The 19,907-nt window shown below is 37.3% G+C and carries 14 protein-coding genes and 1 pseudogene; 12 read left to right on the forward strand and 3 right to left on the reverse strand.

All coding sequences use genetic code 11. The features are described 5' to 3' along the window. Positions 1 to 13 precede the first annotated feature (13 nt). Positions 14 to 1,270, reverse strand: coding sequence for a lytic murein transglycosylase (locus AC6ER9_RS04895; protein ID WP_497073699.1), 1,257 nt, complete (start codon positions 1,268 to 1,270; stop codon positions 14 to 16). Between the two features lie 264 nt (positions 1,271 to 1,534). Here AC6ER9_RS04895 and AC6ER9_RS04900 point away from each other — a divergent pair, with 264 nt between their 5' ends. Together AC6ER9_RS04900 and AC6ER9_RS04905 are read left to right on the forward strand one after the other, a co-directional pair. Beyond that, complete coding sequence (locus AC6ER9_RS04900; protein ID WP_497073700.1) at positions 1,535 to 2,425, forward strand: UTP--glucose-1-phosphate uridylyltransferase; 891 nt, start codon at positions 1,535 to 1,537, stop codon at positions 2,423 to 2,425. Between the two features lie 39 nt (positions 2,426 to 2,464). Then, on the forward strand, positions 2,465 to 3,454 hold the full coding sequence (locus AC6ER9_RS04905) for a KpsF/GutQ family sugar-phosphate isomerase (protein ID WP_497073701.1): 990 nt from the start codon (positions 2,465 to 2,467) through the stop codon (positions 3,452 to 3,454). A gap of 295 nt (positions 3,455 to 3,749) precedes the next feature. On the opposite strand, the gene omp10 is transcribed toward AC6ER9_RS04905, so the two are convergent. After that, the gene (gene omp10, locus AC6ER9_RS04910; protein ID WP_497073702.1) at positions 3,750 to 4,109 is read right to left on the reverse strand and encodes an outer membrane lipoprotein Omp10; all 360 of its coding nucleotides are present in this window, start codon (positions 4,107 to 4,109) and stop codon (positions 3,750 to 3,752) included. 266 nt (positions 4,110 to 4,375) lie between these two features. On the opposite strand from omp10, the gene AC6ER9_RS04915 reads away from it, so the two are divergent. From AC6ER9_RS04915 to guaB, 3 genes and pseudogenes are all read left to right on the forward strand, one after another. Further along, complete coding sequence (locus AC6ER9_RS04915) at positions 4,376 to 5,761, forward strand: sigma-54-dependent transcriptional regulator (protein ID WP_497073703.1); 1,386 nt, start codon at positions 4,376 to 4,378, stop codon at positions 5,759 to 5,761. Positions 5,762 to 6,150: 389 nt separating this feature from the next. Then, positions 6,151 to 7,721 (forward strand): annotated as a pseudogene (locus AC6ER9_RS04920) (phospholipase D family protein). Between the two features lie 160 nt (positions 7,722 to 7,881). Next, positions 7,882 to 9,381 carry an IMP dehydrogenase gene (guaB, locus tag AC6ER9_RS04925; protein WP_497073704.1) on the forward strand — a complete coding sequence of 500 codons (1,500 nt, stop codon included), beginning with the start codon at positions 7,882 to 7,884 and terminating at the stop codon, positions 9,379 to 9,381. A gap of 176 nt (positions 9,382 to 9,557) precedes the next feature. Here the strand turns inward: guaB and AC6ER9_RS04930 are convergent, their stop codons facing one another. Next, on the reverse strand, positions 9,558 to 9,710 hold the full coding sequence (locus tag AC6ER9_RS04930; RefSeq protein ID WP_497073705.1) for a hypothetical protein: 153 nt from the start codon (positions 9,708 to 9,710) through the stop codon (positions 9,558 to 9,560). 536 nt (positions 9,711 to 10,246) lie between these two features. Here AC6ER9_RS04930 and AC6ER9_RS04935 point away from each other — a divergent pair. The 7 genes from AC6ER9_RS04935 to AC6ER9_RS04965 all read left to right on the forward strand — a co-directional run bounded on the left by AC6ER9_RS04935 (position 10,247) and on the right by AC6ER9_RS04965 (position 19,467). Next, a complete protein-coding gene (locus AC6ER9_RS04935) occupies positions 10,247 to 11,533 on the forward strand; it encodes an RsmB/NOP family class I SAM-dependent RNA methyltransferase (protein ID WP_497073706.1) in 1,287 nt (428 codons plus the stop codon). 134 nt (positions 11,534 to 11,667) lie between these two features. Further along, complete coding sequence (guaA, locus tag AC6ER9_RS04940; protein ID WP_497073707.1) at positions 11,668 to 13,224, forward strand: glutamine-hydrolyzing GMP synthase; 1,557 nt, start codon at positions 11,668 to 11,670, stop codon at positions 13,222 to 13,224. Between the two features lie 201 nt (positions 13,225 to 13,425). After that, positions 13,426 to 14,148 (forward strand): glycerophosphodiester phosphodiesterase, encoded by a 723-nt coding sequence (locus tag AC6ER9_RS04945; RefSeq protein WP_497073708.1) that lies wholly within the window; start codon positions 13,426 to 13,428, stop codon positions 14,146 to 14,148. A 1,092-nt stretch (positions 14,149 to 15,240) separates the two neighbouring features. After that, positions 15,241 to 16,575, forward strand: coding sequence for a sn-glycerol-3-phosphate ABC transporter substrate-binding protein UgpB (gene ugpB / locus AC6ER9_RS04950; RefSeq protein WP_497073709.1), 1,335 nt, complete (start codon positions 15,241 to 15,243; stop codon positions 16,573 to 16,575). 95 nt (positions 16,576 to 16,670) lie between these two features. Beyond that, positions 16,671 to 17,555 carry a sn-glycerol-3-phosphate ABC transporter permease UgpA gene (ugpA, locus tag AC6ER9_RS04955; protein ID WP_497073710.1) on the forward strand — a complete coding sequence of 295 codons (885 nt, stop codon included), beginning with the start codon at positions 16,671 to 16,673 and terminating at the stop codon, positions 17,553 to 17,555. Between the two features lie 11 nt (positions 17,556 to 17,566). Further along, positions 17,567 to 18,418 (forward strand): sn-glycerol-3-phosphate ABC transporter permease UgpE, encoded by an 852-nt coding sequence (gene ugpE, locus AC6ER9_RS04960; protein WP_497073711.1) that lies wholly within the window; start codon positions 17,567 to 17,569, stop codon positions 18,416 to 18,418. A 2-nt stretch (positions 18,419 to 18,420) separates the two neighbouring features. Further along, positions 18,421 to 19,467 (forward strand): sn-glycerol-3-phosphate import ATP-binding protein UgpC, encoded by a 1,047-nt coding sequence (locus AC6ER9_RS04965; RefSeq protein WP_497073712.1) that lies wholly within the window; start codon positions 18,421 to 18,423, stop codon positions 19,465 to 19,467. Positions 19,468 to 19,907: the final 440 nt, after the last annotated feature.

The following is a 19,907-nucleotide window of genomic DNA, read 5'->3' on the forward strand; positions in this document are numbered from 1 at the left end:
CCTCAATTCTCCATTATTGTTTACGCAGAAGAAAAAGCACTTGAGATGATGGATACCCATTTGCTTTTAGACCGTGACGCATCTGAAAAGCTGTAATTGCTTTGCGAGAGGCTGTTCCGATTTTTCCATCAATGTTTCCTTTATAATACCCTAGGGCACTTAAGCGAGATTGTAGTTCTTTACATTCTTGGAAGCTAAGAGGTTGAAAAGGTCTTTGCCAATCGTGCACCAATCTAGGATGTCCAGCAATGCGATCAGCAAGAAGAGACACAGCAAGAGCATAACGATCTGCATTATTATAACGTTTTAGAACAAAGAAATTTTTTGTGACTAAGAATATAGGACCTTTGGCTCCATCTGGATATTTTAATATTGCTTGTTCAGCTAATGGAGGAAGAGGTGTCCCATTTGCGTGTTTTACACCTAATTTTTTCCATTGTTCAAAAGAATACCAACGTTCAGGAAGGTTTTTCCCCTGCGGAACTTTCACTTCTACACCCCAAATAAGATGAGGTTGCCAGCCATTTTTGTGAAGAAGATTAGCAGCTGTCGCCAGAGCATCTGGAACAGAGGTCCAAATATCTCGCCGTCCATCTTTATCCATATCAATGGCATAGGCAAGATAACTACTTGGAATAAATTGCGTATGCCCCAATGCACCAGCCCAAGATCCAGTGAGTTGAGAACGTTTAATTTCACCACTTTGTAGAATTTTCATAGCGGCAATTAGTTGTGTATGTGCATATTTTGCACGTTTTTTATCAGCATAGGCTAAGGTTGCAAGCGAGCGAATGGTATCACGCATGACACTTTTATTGGCTAAAACTTTCCCGTAATTGCTTTCCATTGACCAAATAGCAAGCAGAATATTGCGGTCAACACCAAAACGTTTTTCAATTTTAAGAAGCCATTGATTCCATTTTTTTGCTTGGCGTTGTCCTTCTACAATTGCGATATCATGGACACGATTATCGAAATAATTCCATGAAGGTGCAACAAACTCCGGTTGGTATGCAGCGCTTTTTAAAACTTCTGGATCAATGGCATTAACACCTTTAAAAGCCATATGAAACGTAGAGGGGGTAATATTGTGAGAAAGAGCTATTTTTTTAAACTCTTTAATCCAGTGGTTAAATCCGTTATTAGCATATGAAAAGGAGGCAAAAAATATTAAAAAAGCAGACAACAGAACGACAGAGCCAGTGATAAGCGTTCTCTGATTTATTAACTTCTCTAAAAAAGAGAAAGTCTTCAATTCTGTTTTTTGCATTTTGAAATCCCCATTAATATTCAATTTATTAGATGTATAATAGCTCTATTTTGTATGTAGTTTAATCGATAATATGGTCAAGAAGAGGAAAAAACTGAAATAACAAATTCGTTAATACTTTCAATAAATCTTCATATCCTCTTTTACATTTATGATTGATCATTATGATGGTCATAAAAACAATAAGATATCTTTTTTACTATTTCGTAAAAACATATGATAAATAAAATAAAAGGTTATATGAATTCACGGAGGAGGGTGAGTATGCGTAAAATTCGGAAAGCAGTATTTCCCGTAGCAGGTCTTGGAACACGTTTTCTTCCTGCGACAAAAACGATACCTAAAGAAATGCTCACAGTTGTTGATAAGCCTGTTATTCAATATGTTGTGGATGAGGCACGGGACGCTGGTATTGAACATTTTATTTTTGTGACTGGACGTAACAAAGCAGTCATTGAGGATTATTTTGATACGCAAGTCGAATTATATACAACACTTGCTGAATGTGGAAAGAAAGAAGAACTTGCGCGTTTACACCGTTTACAGCCGTTGCCTGGGACAACTTCTTTCACACGGCAACAGCAACCTTTAGGGTTAGGGCATGCGCTTTGGTGTGCGCGTGAATTAGTTGCAGGCGAACCTTTTGCTTTATTATTACCTGATATGTTGATACAAGCAAGAAAGGGATGTCTTTCTGAAATGATAAGCCTTTATGAAAAGGTGGAGGGAGGGAATATTATTTCGGTTCAAGAGTGCGATCCTAGAGAAACACATAAATATGGTATTGTTGGAAAAGGTAGACATTTTGCCAATGGTTTTGAAATTACAAAAATGGTAGAAAAACCAGCGCAAGGGATGGCACCATCAAATTTGTACATCAATGGACGTTATATTTTGCAACCAGAAATTTTTAATATTCTTTCCACTCAAGAACGAGGAGCAGGCAATGAAATTCAACTAACAGATGCGATGATAAGGCTTTCAAACGAACAGGATTTTTGGGGGGTTCAATTAGAAGGACGAACTTTTGATTGTGGTTCTAAAGCTGGTTTTATTGAAGCTAATGTTGCATTTTCTTTGGCACGCGCTGATATGCACAACCATATTTCTGCCTCATTGAAAAATTTATTGGAAACCGTTAAAGTTGAAAAATGATGTAGATCTCTCATTTAATTTTATCGATCGAATTTGATTATGACAATATCATCTCTTAAGGCATTGCAGGGCTCTGTTACATCAGCGCTTAAAACAGTTGCGAGTGAAAAACAAGGGCTTGAAGCCCTTGAAGCAGCTCTTCTTGGCAATCTTTCATCTTCTTTTCAGGCGGCTGTTCAAACCATTAAAAGTGCTCGTGGACATGTGATTATTACGGGTCTTGGAAAAAGTGGTCATATAGGGACAAAAATTGCAGCAACCTTAGCTTCAACGGGAACCCCTGCCTTTTTTGTTCACGCTGCAGAAGCTAATCACGGTGATCTTGGTATGATTGGATCGGATGATGTTATTCTTGCGTTATCATGGTCTGGTGAAACGCAAGAATTAAGCGGTATTATGAGTTATGCCGCACGTTTTCGTATTCCTCTTATTGCCATGACATCAAGTGAATACTCTGTTTTAGGACGACAAGCTGATATTGTTCTTTTATTACCAAAGGTAGAAGAGGCTTGTCCCCATGGTTTAGCACCTACAACGTCAACAATTATGCAATTGGCAATGGGAGATGCCTTAGCGGTTTCTCTTTTAGAAATGCGTGGTTTTACTGCAACGGATTTCAAAATATATCATCCTGGTGGTTCTCTTGGTGCAAGCCTTAAATACGTACGTGATATTATGCATGAGGGTGATCGTATTCCTTTGGTTATGCAGGGAACAGCCATGACTGAAGCGATGAATGTTTTGGTAGAGAAACATTTTGGTTGTGTTGGTGTTATCAACACAAAAGATGAACTCATTGGAATTGTGACTGATGGTGATCTTGCACGGAACATTCATTTTAATTTATCAAAATTTAATGTTGATGAGGTAATGACCAAGGATCCAAAAGTTGTAAAGCCAAATACACTTGTTGGTGCAGCAATGGCTTTTATTAATGATCATCATATTGGTACATTTTTCGTGGTTGAAGATAAAAAACCGATAGGCATTGTTCATTTTCATGATCTTTTGCGCATCGGTGCTGCTTAGATTAAAGTTTCCTATCAGATCAAATATTATTTTAGGCTAAAATAGATTGAACGATACAAAGTCACAATTTTATTAGGAAGTTTTATTGTGAAGAGATTTTTTGCTGATATTTTGTAAAAGAAAAAGATTATTTTACGCATTTTATCATGTTTAGAAAATTCTACGGATAGAGATTATATCTGTATTGTTGCGTATTATGAGAGGAGACTTTCTATCAGGAGGCGAAGAATCACCTCCTGTTTTATGTATGTTCTTCCTCTATTTTTAATTAAGAGAAGCTTCACTTTTATTTTATTTAAGATTTCCGCTTAAGGAAAAACTGTGATCCGGTATGTGAGGTACAGAGAAGTTGTGTGGCGTCATATGACATGGTACAATTGACTCTAGAAATTGTTCCACGAAGAATAGAGCGTATTTCAATTTCTATATTTTGAGTATTGAGATAATTATATGCTCCTTCTGACAGTTTTTCTTCTGTATCTGCTGCGCGCGTTTCAAAGATACCATTGTGGAAAGAAGAAATAATACCATTCTCATCAATCCATTTTCCATCAATTCCAGTTGGCATATTGGAGTTATAATATTGCGAAAAGCTACAGGCACTTAATAGCAAAGCGGTGATTGTAAGACATAAAGTATGATAGGTATGTTTCATTTATTTCACTCTATTTAGATTATTTTGCTCTCTATTTTCTATAGAGTTATTAAATTACGTCATGAGTCAATATGAAAAATTTGATGAAAATCAATGAAAAGGCAAAAAAAATGGAAAAAAATGCCTTAATGTTGTATTTTATTAACGGCTTGATGAAGTTCGTAAGTGAAACACAAGAGGTGAAATATTTCTTATGGTTTACAACAATTGTTACATTAAGCCGCTGAATAGTCTCATGAGTAGTCTCAAAGGAGATTATTGACATTATGGTTGGTCCCATTCTTGTTGCGAGTGAAGATTATGGAAGGCGTATAGAGCTTTCTTCTATGCTCCGAGGTTTTGGTTACCGTGTCATTGAAGCAGAAAATGGTCTCCGTACGATTGATCTTTTACACAGACGTAAAAACATTGTGCTTGCACTCCTTGATGTTGTTATGAGTGATTTGAGTATAAGTGATTTGATTAAAATGATTAGAGTTGCTGGTGTTTCTGTTCCTATTATTGTGATAGCACAACAAGAGAATCAGAATTTACTCCAGAAAGCTTTAACCGCTGGTGCTACTGATTATTGGATTCATCCAGTAACATTATTACGCGTAAGAGTTACTTTGGATATTCTTGCTTTTATCTCTGCTTTGGAGCATGAGGTTCGAGATATGCGACGAAAGAAAGAGAATCATTTAAGGTTTTCTGACCTTTGCATAAAAAGTAGAGCGATGCAGATCGTTTTAGAACAATCAAGAATAGCAGCAACGACTTCACAGAATCTTTTGATAGAAGGTGAAGTTGGAACAGGCCGTGAGACATTAGCTCGGATTATTCATCATGAGGGTTTATTCTCGAAGGGCACTTTTATTCGCTTTCAATGCTCAGCGATTGTTGATCCAGAAAAAGAAAATCAGCATTGGTTTCAAGAATTCCTCCCATTGGTTTCTTCGCTTGAAAAAGGGACACTTTGCCTTTGTGATATTGATCGACTTGAACCCATACAGCAAAAGCGGTTAGCTCATTACCTTAAAGAAAGAGAAAGCAATACAAAAGGAGAACTTTTTCCCTTCCGGATTATTGCTATTTCAACATCGCGTTTAAAGGACTTAGTTAAAGAGAACTTTTTTTCGCATAGTTTGTTTGAACAATTTTCCCATTCGTCTATTAGTGTTCCTGCTTTACGAGAATTAAGAGATGATTTTCCAGAGATCATCCAATGTTTGATTAATCGCATTATTACAGAAACAGGACGATCACATGTTCATGGTTTAGCAGGATCGGCTCTTTCCTTGCTTATGCAGTATGATTGGCCAGGCAATAGAAATGAACTTGAAAAATTTTTATTTCGTGCGATTTTGCTCAGTGAAGGACCGTTATTAACTGTTCGAGATTTTCCGCAATTAATGGGAAATTCATTAATGAGTGTTCCAAATATTATTGAGGGTAATATGAAGGAAGATGATGAACAAGAGTCAATACAATTTTTGAATACTGATGGGCATGTGCGCACTTTTGCAGAGATGGAAAATGATATTATCGAGAAAGCAGTTAAACATTATAAGGGACATATGAGTGAGATTGCGCGCCGCCTTCATATCGGTCGCTCTACACTTTATAGAAAGATGGAAGAATTAAGAGCCGTAAGAGGTCAAGAACGAAAGTAAAGTTCATAACAACTCTCTATTTTATGACAAGCATGAGTTTCAAAAAGGTAGCGAGACTTTTAATACAGTCTATGGGTAGAAGATTTAAGAAAACAATTATTTATTGTAAAATTTATCTATAGAGATAGAGGATGATGTTATAGGTTTACATCAAATATAAACTTCATTTTACGCAAATTTATTTAAATTTATATCCAGTAAAGAAAAGGCCGATGTTTTTAAAGGCTGTTTAAAATTACTGCTAAATTTTTTGTATCATCAATATTAAATTTATACTCTCTTAAGCAAGAAGTGGCATTTTATCTTCTATACGGTTAAGATAAAATGATGAGTATAGCAGTTTGTATCACTGGTGATACGATGGCGTAAAAATAGAAAGTTTATCCTCTTTGACTCTTGTACAGATTATTATTGGCTTTATTCTCTTTTTTTTATTGCGTCTATGTTGGCAATTTATACCTATGGGCGTTTTGTGAAAAGTGCTAGAGGGCAATGTTCTTATGCATTGCCTATTAAGAAAGATGAAACAAGGCTTGATCGTATTGTCGGTCAATTAGCTGAGGAAGAAAATGGGCTGGGAGTTGATAAAGATGCTCTTTCTCTTATCATCAGCAATTTAGATGCGTTTTGTGTTCGTGCACTGGGAGCCGCTGAGGCTGGTCGTAGCCTTGACTTGATGTATTATATTTGGGACGATGATTTAACGGGACGCCTCCTATTAAGTGAAATCGTTGAAGCCGCTGATCGGGGCGTTCGGGTACGGCTTCTTTTGGATGATATTAACGCTCAGGCACGTGATCCAGCTTATATTGCGCTTGATAAACATCCTCATATTGAGGTGAGAATGTTTAATCCAGGGCGATCACGTAAAGGTGGTTTGCGCCGTGGTTTAGAGATTATATTACGGGCCATTACTGTAACTCGTAGAATGCATAATAAAGCTTTTATTGTTGATGGCAGGGTCGCTTTTGTAGGAGGACGTAATCTTGCAGATTCTTATTTTGATGCTGGTGAAGAATCTCATTTTCGAGATTTAGATTTGATGTTAATCGGTCCCTCTGTGAAAAAGGTGGAAAGTATTTTTGATGATTTTTGGAATAGTGCTGTTGTTTTACCCATTCATACTTTGGTTGTTCCTAAAAGTGCAAGCGACCTTAGCTATTGGAAAGATAAATTACGGAAATTTCGGGGTTCCAAGGTTGCAAAAGTTTATTTAGATTATGTCAAAGAGCACATTAACTTTGATGGCTTTATCCAAACAGGAAAGCGGTTATTTTTAGCCGATAAGGTTGTTGTTCTTTCTGATCCTCCAGAAAAAGCACTGCGTAAAAAAGCAGGTAATTGGCTTATGAAGGTCCTCTCAAAGGTCATTGGCAATGCCCAAAAAACAGTTCAGATTACATCACCTTATTTTGTTCCCGGTAAAGTCGGTACGCAGAATTTTAGCAATTTAGTTTCAAAAGGTGTTGATGTCAAAATTTTAACGAACTCTTTGTCCGCGACCGATGTAGCATTGGTGCATGGTGGTTATGTCCCATATCGTAAGGCACTTTTGAAAAGTGGTGTTAAACTTTATGAATTAAAAGCGGGAGGCAATACCCATGGGTTACGATTATTTCGATCGAGTAAGGCAAGTTTACATGCTAAAGCTTTTTTAGTTGATCGTAAAACAGCTTTTATTGGATCTTTAAATTTTGATCCCAGATCAGCAGCGCTCAATACAGAGATGGGCATTCTTTTTGAATGTGCTCCCATTACAGCAAGACTAGATTTGTTGTTTTCTGAAGAAACAACCAAGGAAATGAGTTATCATCTTCGTCTTGGTGATAATAATCGTATTTATTGGGATTTTATTGAAAATGAAAAAAAATATAGCACTGATTATGAGCCAGAAAGTAATTTTTGGCGTCGCGCTTTTGCAAAAATAATAAGTTGGTTACCTATTGAATCACAATTGTAAATTTTTATAAACCACACTTAAAAAAAATATTTATTTTTCTTTTCATTTTGTTTGTAGCATGGCATAATTTTTTGCCAATCTACCTTGTATGAGAACCGCAGTTGTATTTTAGCTCCTTGCGGTGTTTTATTATAATATTTTATTATAAAGGAATTTTGCTATGGCAAAGATTGTTGAAACGGGGACAGGTGCATTGGCGCTAACTTTTGATGATGTACTTTTACAGCCCGGTCATTCTCTTGTTATGCCTAGTCAAGTGGATCTTAGGACGCGCATTGCAGCTGATATTCAGCTGAATTTGCCATTACTTTCCGCTGCTATGGATACGGTAACAGAATCGCGTTTGGCAATTGCTATGGCTCAAGCGGGTGGTCTTGGGGTTATCCACCGTAATATGTCTCCTGCAGAGCAGGCAGAAGAAGTCCGGCAGGTAAAAAAGTTTGAATCTGGTATGGTTGTTAATCCAGTCACAATTGGACCCGATGCGACACTTGAAGAAGCAAAAGCATTGATGCGCTTTCATGGTATTTCAGGTATTCCAGTTGTTGAAAATAGTGCTAAAGGCGATTCCGCAGGACGACTTGTTGGAATTTTGACCAATAGAGATGTCCGTTTTGCATCGGATCCAAAACAAAAAATTTATGAATTAATGACGCATGAAAATTTGATTACGGTGCGTGAAAATGTCCAACTCAATGAAGCAAAATATCTTTTACATCATCATCGTATTGAAAAATTATTGGTTGTAGATGAACAAAATCGTTGTGTCGGCTTGATAACAGTTAAAGATATTGAAAAAGCAAAATTAAATCCAAATGCGGCTAAAGATTCTCAAGGGCGCTTGCGTGCCGCAGCGGCGAGTAGTGTTGGGAATGATGGGATTGAACGTGCTGAACGCCTCATTGACGCAGGTGTTGATGTATTGGTTATTGATACAGCGCATGGACATTCTCAGCGTGTACTAGAAACTGTTGAACGAATTAAAAAGATGGCTTCTTCTCCAGCTGTTATTGCTGGGAATGTCGCGACTGCTCAAGCAACGCAAGCATTGATTGACAGTGGCGCAGATGCGGTAAAAGTTGGTATTGGTCCTGGTTCTATTTGTACCACGCGTATTGTTGCAGGTGTTGGTGTCCCTCAACTTGCAGCTATTATGAATGCGGCAGAAGTTGCTGAAAAAGCAGGCATTCCTATCATTGCAGATGGTGGGATCAAAGCATCGGGTGATTTTGCTAAAGCTTTAGCGGGTGGGGCTTGTGCAGCGATGATCGGTTCTCTCCTTGCGGGGACAGAAGAAAGTCCTGGAGAAGTTTATCTTTATCAAGGTCGGTCTTTTAAAGCCTATCGCGGTATGGGGTCTGTTGGTGCTATGGCACGAGGATCAGCAGATCGCTATTTTCAAGATGATGTTCGTGATGAATTGAAGTTGGTTCCGGAAGGTGTAGAGGGGCAGGTGGCTTATAAAGGTCCTATAGCATCAGTTCTCCATCAACTTGCTGGTGGATTGCGTGCTTCTATGGGCTATGTGGGGGCAAAAGATCTCGTAGAGTTTCGTAAAAAAGCAACGTTTGTTCGTATTACCAATGCGGGACTCCATGAAAGCCATACGCATGATGTTTCGATCACACGGGAGAGTCCAAATTATCGGGGCCCAGTTTAAAGGAATAAGAGCCAAGAAACATATCGCATAGATATAAAATCTTCTAAGAACAAGAAAGGCGCTTCTTTTTTCTATTTGTAATTTGGTGTAATAACCCCAGAAAAGAAAGAATTAGATGCTAAAGCTCTAATTCTTTCGGTTGGGATTTATGTGAAGTCAATTATATAAAGTTAGAATTAACTTTTTGTTGTCTTGCGTCCCGTCTTTGATGCGCGTTGGTGATTGTTTGTCTGATCACTTTGGACGGATTTCTTTCCGTTGTTTGAGGGCATTGTATTATGACGGCTTTTAGATGAAGTTGTTTTTTCATTATTATAATTATAAGTCATTATTTTCTCCTTTAAAATTATCTGGCAGTTGCCAGTATGGTAAAAACGGTCATGCCAAATAGTGGTTCCAAGCATTTTCTAAAAAGTTAATTTTTTATAGAGAAGAAGGTGAGCCTATCTTATTTTGTTAGAAGCTTTTTCTATTTTTTCTAAAGGGATAACATTTTTAAGATGGAAGGTTCTTTGATTTTTTCTGTTGTTTAGATAAGTTGAGAAAATTTCACTTTACGCAATAATTAAAGAACTTTGTTTTTTTGTAATGTATAGCGGAAAACAGATCTTTATAGAGGCAACGTATTTTTTTAGCACAAGAGGATCTTATGTCTTTTAGAAGGATAAAAAACCAATGGTAAAAAATGACAGGAAAAATCTAGAGACACTCAATTGGATCTTATAAACTTATAAAGAAGTATGATCAGATCATTTTGATATTGAATGTAATTTTTTAATGGTTTTGAATAGGTTTTATTGGCAAAAAGAAGATCATACTATTTTCTAAATGGCTTAGAGTTTTATGATATTGATGGGAGAAATGAATGCGATTAGGTGGGCGTTTGCAAGCAGCAATAGATGTTCTCAAAGAGATAGAAATGAGGCATCGCCCTGTCGGAGAAGTTTTAAAGGATTGGGGGCTTTCTCATCGCTTTGCTGGAGCAGGTGATCGTGCAGCCATTGGTACAGTCGTTTATGATGTTTTAAGACGACGATATTCTTTACAATGGCGTATGGAAAGTGATGATATTCGGGATATTGTTTTTGCTACCTTATTAGATACTGGAAAAATGACGCTAGAGCAAATTGATAGTGCGTTAGAAGGAGACCGGTTTGCACCACAGTTATTAGAGGATAAACAGCGCAAATCGTGGCAAAGGCGACAATTAGCAGATGCACCAGATTATATTCGTGGTGATATTCCTCAATGGTGTCAAGCGCATCTTTATCCTTTGTTTGGTAATCATTGGATCGTGGAAGCGGCTGCGTTAGCAACGCGTCCTTCTTTAGATTTACGGGTAAATAACCTAAAGGCAACACCAGAAAAGGTACTAAAAGAGTTAGCAAAAACCAAACTTCAATCTTTTGCGTGGTTTCGGCAAGCTTTAAGAGTTGCTCCGATTGAAAAATTTGATCGCCATCCCAATGTTCAAGTGGAACCAGCTTTTCAAAAAGGGCACTTTGAAATACAGGATTTAGGATCTCAAATTGTTGCTCATCTTGTGGAAGCGCAAGAAAGTATGCAAGTATTAGATTATTGTGCAGGTGCTGGTGGCAAAACATTAGCTTTAGCTTCCGATATGAAAAACCGTGGGCAAATTTATGCTTATGATTGTGATAAAGCACGCCTAGCGCCTATTTTTGATCGACTTCGACGTGCTGGTGTTCGTAATGTACAAACACGTGCACAAAAAGAAGAATTGAAGTTCTTAATAGGGCAGATGGATAGAGTTTTATTAGACGCACCCTGTAGTGGGACAGGAACATGGCGTCGTCGTCCTGATGCAAAGTGGCGTTTAACATTAGAGCAGGTAAAACAACGCCAAACAGAACAGAGGGCTATTTTGAATGAGGCGATAGATTATCTTAAGCCAAATGGACGCTTAGTTTATATTACTTGTTCTCTTTTTGCAGATGAAAATGAGGAACAAATTTCCCATTTTCTTCAACAGCACTCCCATTTTTATCCAATAGATATGCAAGCACTTTGGCAGAAACATTTTAGTTCTTCGCCGGTGCAACCCGTTTTTTCCACTTATGGACTGACTTTATCGCCTGCAACAACACAAACAGATGGTTTCTTTTTATCTGTGCTGCAAAAAAAATATTGATCCATATTTTTGCATTTTTTATCATAAATTTTACGAGAATAATCTTTTTCTTCAAAAAAACAGGCTTGTGAAAAGAGAAAGATTGAATCATAACTCTCATGAAGTTCTCTTTTTCAATTGTTGATTGGTTTTCTATGAGCATATCACATTCAGACACTGTTCTTATTATTGACTTTGGTTCACAAGTTACACAACTTATTGCACGACGGGTCCGAGCAATGGAGGTATACTGTGAAATTATTCCTTTTCAATTGGCTTTAGAAGCTTTGCACCGCATCAATCCTAAAGCTATTATTTTATCCGGGAGTCCTTATTCCGTTATTGATGAAGGTTCTCCGCGTGCTCCAATGGAAATTTTTAAGGCCGGTATTCCTATTTTGGGGATTTGTTATGGGGAGCAAGTCATGTGTGTTCAGCTTGGAGGAAAGGTTGAAGCTGGACATGAGCGTGAATTTGGGCGTGCTTTTTTGGAAATCCAAGAGGAGAGTGTCCTTTTTGATGGAGTATGGGAAAAAGGTTCTCGTTATCAAGTATGGATGAGTCACGGTGACCGTGTGGCAGCGCTACCGGAAGGTTTTCGTGTCATAGGAACCTCGAAAGGAGCGCCCTATGCGGCCATTGCTGATGAAAAAAGACATTTTTATGCGGTACAGTTTCATCCTGAAGTGATCCATACACCGGATGGTACAAAACTTTTACAAAATTTTATTCATAAGGTCTCTGCGATTAAAGGTAATTGGTCAATGGCTTCTTATCGCGAGCAGGCCATTGCCACAATACGACAAAAAGTTGGAAAAAGTCGTGTGATTTGTGGTCTTTCAGGGGGGGTGGATTCATCCGTTGTCGCGGTGCTCCTTCATGAAGCCATAGGAGACCAGCTGACATGCATTTTGGTTGACCATGGCTTAATGCGTAAGAATGAAGCGCAGGAAGTTGTTACATTATTCCGCGATCACTATAACATAGAGCTTATTCACGTTGATGCTACCGATATATTTCTCAATGCTTTAAAAGATGAGACAGATCCAGAAAAAAAGCGCAAAACGATCGGTCGCCTTTTTATTGAAGTTTTTGAAGAAGAAACTAAAAAAATCGGCGGTGCAGAGTTTTTAGCACAAGGAACACTTTATCCAGATGTTATTGAGAGTGTCTCTGCCATTGGTCAATCGGTCACCATAAAAAGCCATCATAATGTAGGTGGGCTACCAGAACAGATGAAACTAAAACTTGTAGAACCGTTACGTGAGCTCTTTAAGGATGAGGTTCGCATGCTGGGACGAGAGTTAGGGTTGCCTGAGCAGTTTATTGGTCGTCATCCTTTTCCAGGTCCTGGTCTTGCAATTCGCTGCCCAGGGGCTGTGACCCGTGAAAAATTAGAAATTTTACGGGAAGCAGATGCTATCTATCTTGAGGAAATCCGTAAAGCCGGTCTTTATGACGAAATTTGGCAAGCTTTTGCTGTCCTTCTTCCTGTCCAGACTGTTGGGGTGATGGGAGATGGTCGCACGTATGAATTTGTTTGTGCGCTTCGCGCTGTTACGTCTGTTGATGGAATGACTGCGGATTTTTATCCCTATGATATGGCATTTTTAAGCAAGACAGCATCACGTATCATTAATGAAGTTAGAGGCATTAATCGTGTTGTTTATGATGTCACTTCAAAACCTCCTGGTACCATTGAATGGGAATAATTGAAATGAAGGACAAGCTTTTTAAACATAAAATATGATTGAGAGCTGGATATTTAGAAAAATGTAGAAAAGATCTTAAAAGAAATAATTGTTCTCGTTTATGAGCGTATAAGCCTTTCTGAAAATCTGTGCACTCATATCATTGAGAGTCCAAGTCTTTTAAATCATTGTCATTTAAAATTGAGAAGTGTGAAATTTTGCATGTCTGAGAAAAAAATTGTTGCACACCGTGGTGGAGCCCATCTTTATCCTGAAAATACCTTTTCAGCTTTTAGTAACGCTATAGCGTTAGGTGCTGATGAAATTGAATGCGACGTTCATTTATTGAAAAGTGGTGAAGTAGTTGTTTTTCATGATTTCCGTTTAGAGCAATTGGTTGGAAAAAAGGGATATATCCACGACATTGATAATGAAACACGCAAACAACTCTGCGTGAAGGGGAGCCGCGAGGCACCTCCTTTGCTAGAAGAAGTTCTTGATCTTTTAGCACCAACCAATGTTGGTTTGCATCTTGAAATCAAAACATGTGGTGAAGTGGAGCGTGAAACAATATTATCTCAAAAAGCGCTTGCACTCATAAAAAGCCGAAATTTAACAGAACGGGTTTCTGCCATTAGTTTTGATCCTTTGGTCCTTCGTCCTTTTATTGAAGCAGGAATGCCGTCTGGTCCATGTGTTGATAATTTTGAAGGTGATATGAACCGTCATTTTTCTGAATGGAAACAATTAGGCTATTCTGATCTCAGTTTAGATGGTTCCATTGCCTCACAGGACTTTATTGAAGCAGCTCTTGAAGCTGGTTTTACCGTAGGGGTATGGACAATCAATGGGAAAGCTCGGTTATCGCACTGGCTTGATATGCCTGTACATTATATTACGACCGATCAACTTGATCTTGCATTACAATTGCGTGCACAAAGATAAACTATACATTTATAAAATCTTTCTACCTTCATAAAGCCAGCATAATGGAGGAAGGAAATATTGTCGAATACATAAAATGACATATTAATTTATAATGATAATTCATAGATTTTATGTTGAATGAGAGAGTTTAATACGTAAGATTTTCTTACTTTAAATCTTGTGATAATGTGAAAATTATTTTCTTGCACATTACAAATGGGGGTGGTGTGTGAACAAAAACTATTGAGAAAAGAATAAAATATTCATTTAAACGCATTTCAAATGCAAAGTGCGTTGCATTATTAGGGGCTTATTTATGGTACTGTTTTTCATTTTTACGAAGTCTAAAAATGATGACATGCAAAAAGTCTTATATACTGTAACAGGGAGACTTTTTGTGTCCTATTTTATAGGAACTCTTAATAGATGCATTGAAAGGTTTCTTAATAACATGAAAATGCGTAAAATAATGTCATTTTGTTTTGCATGCAAAACATAATTTCATTGAGAGCGGAGATTATTAAAGCGCTTTACAATGGTTCTTTATTTTAAGACAAAAGTCCATGTCTCTTTGATTAAATGTAGTATTAATATCGTAACTTTAATAAGAGTATCAAAAATTTAAGATGCCAATAACCTCTTAACAAATTTAAAAACTCTGCTTCAACAATGATGTTGTAAGTATGAATAATTCACTTAAAAATTGTAAGTGAGAAGTTGTAGGACAAAAATAAATACAAGAATAAACAGCTCTTTTTTGAAACAAGTCAATTCAGATATTATAATAGCCCCCCAATAATCGCTATTGTCCCCAAATAATAACCATTGAATGGCACTGATGAGCGATAGCTTTTTACTTTTTTACGGATTACTTTTCTTATTGAACCCTTCTGATTTTTTTCAGATACTTACAAGCGCGCATTTCGTCAATACATTGAGAAAGATGATATAAGGAAAACGAATAAATCGAAACAAATTCATTTGACCTTTTGGTGGTTCCTGTTTAAATGAGGCGATATATTATTTAAATAAAACAATCATAGTATATTCATGTGTAATACGATAAATTTAAGGATAGTTTGTATTCCATCACTTCAGAAAGGGTAAACCATGAGTCGTTTTTATCTTTCCATAGCGGCCACGGTTGCTATCCTCATGACAACAGCGGGAATAACAGAAGGTTTTGCGCAGACAAAAATTAGCTTTTGGCATTCTATGAGTGGTGAACTAGGAAAGCAAACAGAAAGTCTCATTAACGATTTTAATGCAAGCCAATCTGAGTATAAAATTGTGCCTTCATTTCGCGGTGAGTATGAAGAGGGATTGATTTCACTCATTGCAGCATTTCGTGGAAAGAAACAACCAGTGCTCGCTCAAATTTATGACGTTGGTACTGGAACGATGATGGCAGCAAAAGGCGCGATCTATCCATTTTATCAACTTATGGCTGACACAAAACAAGAATTCGATCCAACAGATTATTTTCCTGCTATCAGCGGTTATTACTCCGATGAACAGGGGCATATGGTCTCTATGCCGTTCAATGTTTCAACACCTGTTCTTTATTATAATAAAGATATTTTTAAAAAAGCAGGACTTGATCCAGAACAGCCCCCTAAAACGTGGCAAGATATAGAAGACTTTTCCAAAAAAATTCTTGAGACTAAAGCGGCTTCATGTGGTTTTACAATGGCTTATGCAGCGCAATGGATTGGTATAGAGAATTTTTCAGCGTTGCATAATGTTCCTTTTGGAACGAAGGAAAATGGCTTTAAAGGGCTCGATGCAGAACTTACATTTAATGGACCTTTACAAGTGCGTATGTGGACTGATTTGAAAAGATGGTCTGATCAAGGTATTTTCCGCTATGGTGGTCCAGCAGGTGCACTCGATTCAGCGCCAATGTTTATGGCACAAAGCTGTGCAATTTTTATGCAATCTTCAGGATCATATGGTGGAATTGTTTCTGAAGCTCAGTTTGATGTGGGTGTTGGTATGCTACCGTACTATAAAGATGTAGAAGGAGCGCCGCAAAATTCAGTTATTGGGGGCGCTTCTATTTGGGCATTTAAGGGACATACTCCAAAGGAGTATGCTGGAGCAGCGGCTTTTCTTAAATTTCTGTCAAGAACAGAAAATCAAGCAAAATGGCATCAAAAAACGGGTTATCTTCCAACCACAAAGACAACTTATGAATTGAGCAAAAAGCAACATTTTTATGAAAAAACGCTAGGGGCTGATATCGCGATCAAACAGATCAATCTTAATCCACCAACAGTTAATTCGAAAGGAATAAGGTTTGGTAATTTACCACAAATTCGTACCATTCTTGATCAAGAGTTAGAAGCTGTTCTTAGTGGTTCAAAAACACCGAAAGATGGTTTAGATGAGACCGTTAAACGTGGAAATAAACTCTTGCGTGAATTTGAAAAATCCAATCATTAGTTTCGTTTTTTTGTTAAACATTAAAGACTCAACAAAAACAGTTGAGTCCTTTTTGTTTATCTTTTTAAAGTCTCTACATTTAAAGAGCCCTACGAATGCAAGAAAAACAAGCATATTTTAAAAATAGTTTCCTTCCTTATGGACTACTTTTCCCTCAGCTTTTTGTGACTTTTTTGTTTTTCTTTTGGCCTGCTGCTCAAGCCATAAAATCATCCTTTGAGCGTGAAGATCCTTTTGGCTTTACAACAACCTTTATTGGTTTTGAAAATTATTTAACCGTTCTTTCTGATCCTATTTATCTGCAATCACTTCTTACAACGGCCGTATTTTCTATCTCAGTTACTGTCGCTTCAATGACAATATCACTTCTTTTGGCTGTCTGTGTTGATCGTGTTATCTGTGCAAAAAAAGCTTATACAATGCTTTTGCTCTGGCCCTATGCTGTTGCTCCGGTATTGGCAGGTATATTATGGTTGTTTATCTTTCATCCTACCATCGGGATTATCCCTTTTCTTCTCGAGAAAATAGGGGTGCTATGGAATTATCGTATGAACAGTACTCAGGCGATGATTCTGATTGTTATTGCGGCTAGCTGGAAACAGATTTCTTACAATTTTCTCTTTTTTCTTACGGGCCTTCAGTCTGTTCCGCGTTCTCAAATAGAAGCGGCAGCCATTGATGGTGCTGGTCCTTTTAAACGATTTTGGACAGTGGTCTTTCCGCAAATTTCACCAACGACATTTTTCCTTCTTATCGTCAATATCAATTATGTTATGTTTGACACTTTTGGTATCATTGATAACACAACTTCTGGAGGCCCTGCACGTGCAACGAGCACTCTCGTCTATAAAGTGTATGACGATGGCTTTAGAAATCAAATAATCGGTGCATCAGCAGCACAATCAACACTCTTGATGTTAATGGTTATTGTCTTAACGTTTATCCAATTTCGCTGGATTGAGCGTCGTGTACAATATTAGGAAAACACATTATGGTTGAAAATCGCCCTGTTTTAAAATTTCTAACCCATATTACGCTGATTGTTGGCATTATCATTATTTGCTTTCCAGTTTATGTTGCTATCATTGCGTCAACCCATAGTTCAGCAACATTTAATGCCGGAACAATTCCTCTTTTACCTGGGAAATATGCTCTGGAAAACTATAAAACAATTTTTGGGGATGGCCTTGCACAGCGCGGTCTACCTAATCTTTGGCCACTCTTAATGAATTCACTCATTATGGCTTTAGGGATTAGCATTGGCAAAATTATTATTTCACTTTTGTCTGCTTATGCCATTGTCTACATGCGTTTTCCCTTCCGAAAAACGGCTTTTGTTCTTATTTTTGTTACCTTAATGCTCCCTGTTGAAGTTCGCATTCTTCCAACCTATGAGGTTGTTGCGAAATTAGGGATGATCGATACCTATAGTGGAATGATTATTCCACTTATTGCATCCGCAACCGCTACATTTTTATTTCGCCAATTTTTTTTGACTGTTCCTGATGAACTCTTAGAGGCAGCTCGTGTTGATGGTGCAGGACCATTTAAATTTTTTAAGGATATTCTTCTTCCTCTCAGTAAAAGTAATATCGCTGCTTTATTTATCATTATGTTCATTTATGGATGGATACAATATCTCTGGCCTCTTATCATCACAACGGATCAAAATCATCAAACGATTCTCGTTATTTTAAAACAGCTTATTATCGAATCACTACAACATGATCCTCAATGGAATATCCTCATGGCAGTATCGGTTGTTGCCATGGTACCCCCTGTTCTTGTTGTTATCTGCATGCAGCGGCTTTTTATCAAAGGCCTTATTGAAACGGAGAAGTAATTGTGGCCATAATCCAGTTATCAAATATAAAAAAACAGTATGACAATGGTATTCTGGTCATTGATGATTTAAATTTAACTGTTGCTGATAAAGAACTTCTTGTTCTTGTTGGTCCTTCAGGATGCGGAAAATCAACGTTATTACGTATTATTGCAGGACTTGAACAAATCACCTCAGGTGACTTGTGTATTGATAATGAACGTATCAATGATCGGGAACCAGCTGATCGTGATATTGCTATGGTTTTTCAAAACTATGCTCTTTATCCTCATATGACAGTTCGTGGAAATTTAGAATATGGTCTGAAAAACCGTAAAACCCCTAAGGAAGAAATAAAAAAACGTATTGCGCATGCTGCAAAACTTTTGGAAATAGAACCATTTCTTGATCGTAAACCACGACAATTATCAGGGGGACAACGCCAGCGTGTTGCGATGGGACGTGTGATTGTACGTCAACCCCGAGTTTTTCTATTTGATGAGCCTCTTTCAAATCTTGATGCAAAATTACGGGCACAAATGTGTATTGAGATAAAAACGCTACAGCGTTCGTTAGGAACAACGAGTCTCTATGTTACCCATGATCAACTAGAAGCCATGACATTAGCCGATAGAATAGTCGTTTTGAATAAAGGAGTTATCGAGCAAATTGGAACACCAATGGAAATTTATGACACTCCAGCAACCACATTTGTTGCCGATTTTATTGGTTCTCCTCCTATGAATTTTCTTGATCGTCATATCCTAGAACAACATTTAGGGCATGCATTTTCTTATAGCGAAGAAACTGATCTTTTAGCCTTCAGACCCGAAATAATCTTATTAGGTGAACACCCCGATAAAGGACCTGTCTTTCACACACAAATTGAGTTAATTAAGCCAATTGGAACAGGTTGCCATGTTTTAACGCGTTGGAATGATATCATTTTTACGATTGAAATAAAAGAACGCTTAACACACGACTATGGTCAAAAACTAAGTTTTACTGTCGCTCATCAAGATTTTCATACCTTTAACAAAAATACTGGAAAACGGACAAAGAATAAGTAAATATTCGTTGATGTAACAAGACTTTTTTATGCTGTGTCGTGATAATTGCATCGTGATAATATTTTTGAGCTCTCTTGATTACATTCACAAAATCAGCGTGTGACTGATGAAATAAAAAAATGAAAAGTTTTTGTAATGATCTATTGTCATCGGATGCTGGAAATGTCGAAACACTCATATGAAGAAACTCTCTCTTTTTACGGCCTGTAAGAAGAATATTATTTTTGAACATAATAGTTTTTTCACTGAAATTAATATGGATAACAATTTATCGACCATATTTTTGCTAATTTAGAAAAGTATTTTTTTATAAAAAAAACAATATCTTATAATCTATTTTTCTGTTGAGATAATTTATACCTCTTATAAAGAATGAAAAAGCAAAATAGAGAGAGAAAATTATTCGCAAATGGTAGCGTTAAGGACTCCATATCTTAGCT

This window comes from Bartonella sp. SL317 (assembly GCF_059687655.1).

Excerpts from the sequence above, each read along its gene's own strand:
- AC6ER9_RS04905 (WP_497073701.1), top strand. The coding sequence starts at position 2,465 with ATGACAATATCATCTCTTAAGGCATTGCAGGGCTCTGTTACATCAGCG.
- AC6ER9_RS04900 (WP_497073700.1), top strand. The coding sequence starts at position 1,535 with ATGCGTAAAATTCGGAAAGCAGTATTTCCCGTAGCAGGTCTTGGAACA.
- ugpA (WP_497073710.1), top strand. The coding sequence starts at position 16,671 with ATGCAAGAAAAACAAGCATATTTTAAAAATAGTTTCCTTCCTTATGGA.
- AC6ER9_RS04895 (WP_497073699.1), bottom strand. The coding sequence starts at position 1,270 with ATGCAAAAAACAGAATTGAAGACTTTCTCTTTTTTAGAGAAGTTAATA.
- guaB (WP_497073704.1), top strand. The coding sequence starts at position 7,882 with ATGGCAAAGATTGTTGAAACGGGGACAGGTGCATTGGCGCTAACTTTT.
- AC6ER9_RS04930 (WP_497073705.1), bottom strand. The coding sequence starts at position 9,710 with ATGACTTATAATTATAATAATGAAAAAACAACTTCATCTAAAAGCCGT.
- ugpB (WP_497073709.1), top strand. The coding sequence starts at position 15,241 with ATGAGTCGTTTTTATCTTTCCATAGCGGCCACGGTTGCTATCCTCATG.
- AC6ER9_RS04935 (WP_497073706.1), top strand. The coding sequence starts at position 10,247 with ATGCGATTAGGTGGGCGTTTGCAAGCAGCAATAGATGTTCTCAAAGAG.
- AC6ER9_RS04945 (WP_497073708.1), top strand. The coding sequence starts at position 13,426 with ATGTCTGAGAAAAAAATTGTTGCACACCGTGGTGGAGCCCATCTTTAT.
- omp10 (WP_497073702.1), bottom strand. The coding sequence starts at position 4,109 with ATGAAACATACCTATCATACTTTATGTCTTACAATCACCGCTTTGCTA.
- guaA (WP_497073707.1), top strand. The coding sequence starts at position 11,668 with ATGAGCATATCACATTCAGACACTGTTCTTATTATTGACTTTGGTTCA.
- ugpE (WP_497073711.1), top strand. The coding sequence starts at position 17,567 with ATGGTTGAAAATCGCCCTGTTTTAAAATTTCTAACCCATATTACGCTG.
- AC6ER9_RS04915 (WP_497073703.1), top strand. The coding sequence starts at position 4,376 with ATGGTTGGTCCCATTCTTGTTGCGAGTGAAGATTATGGAAGGCGTATA.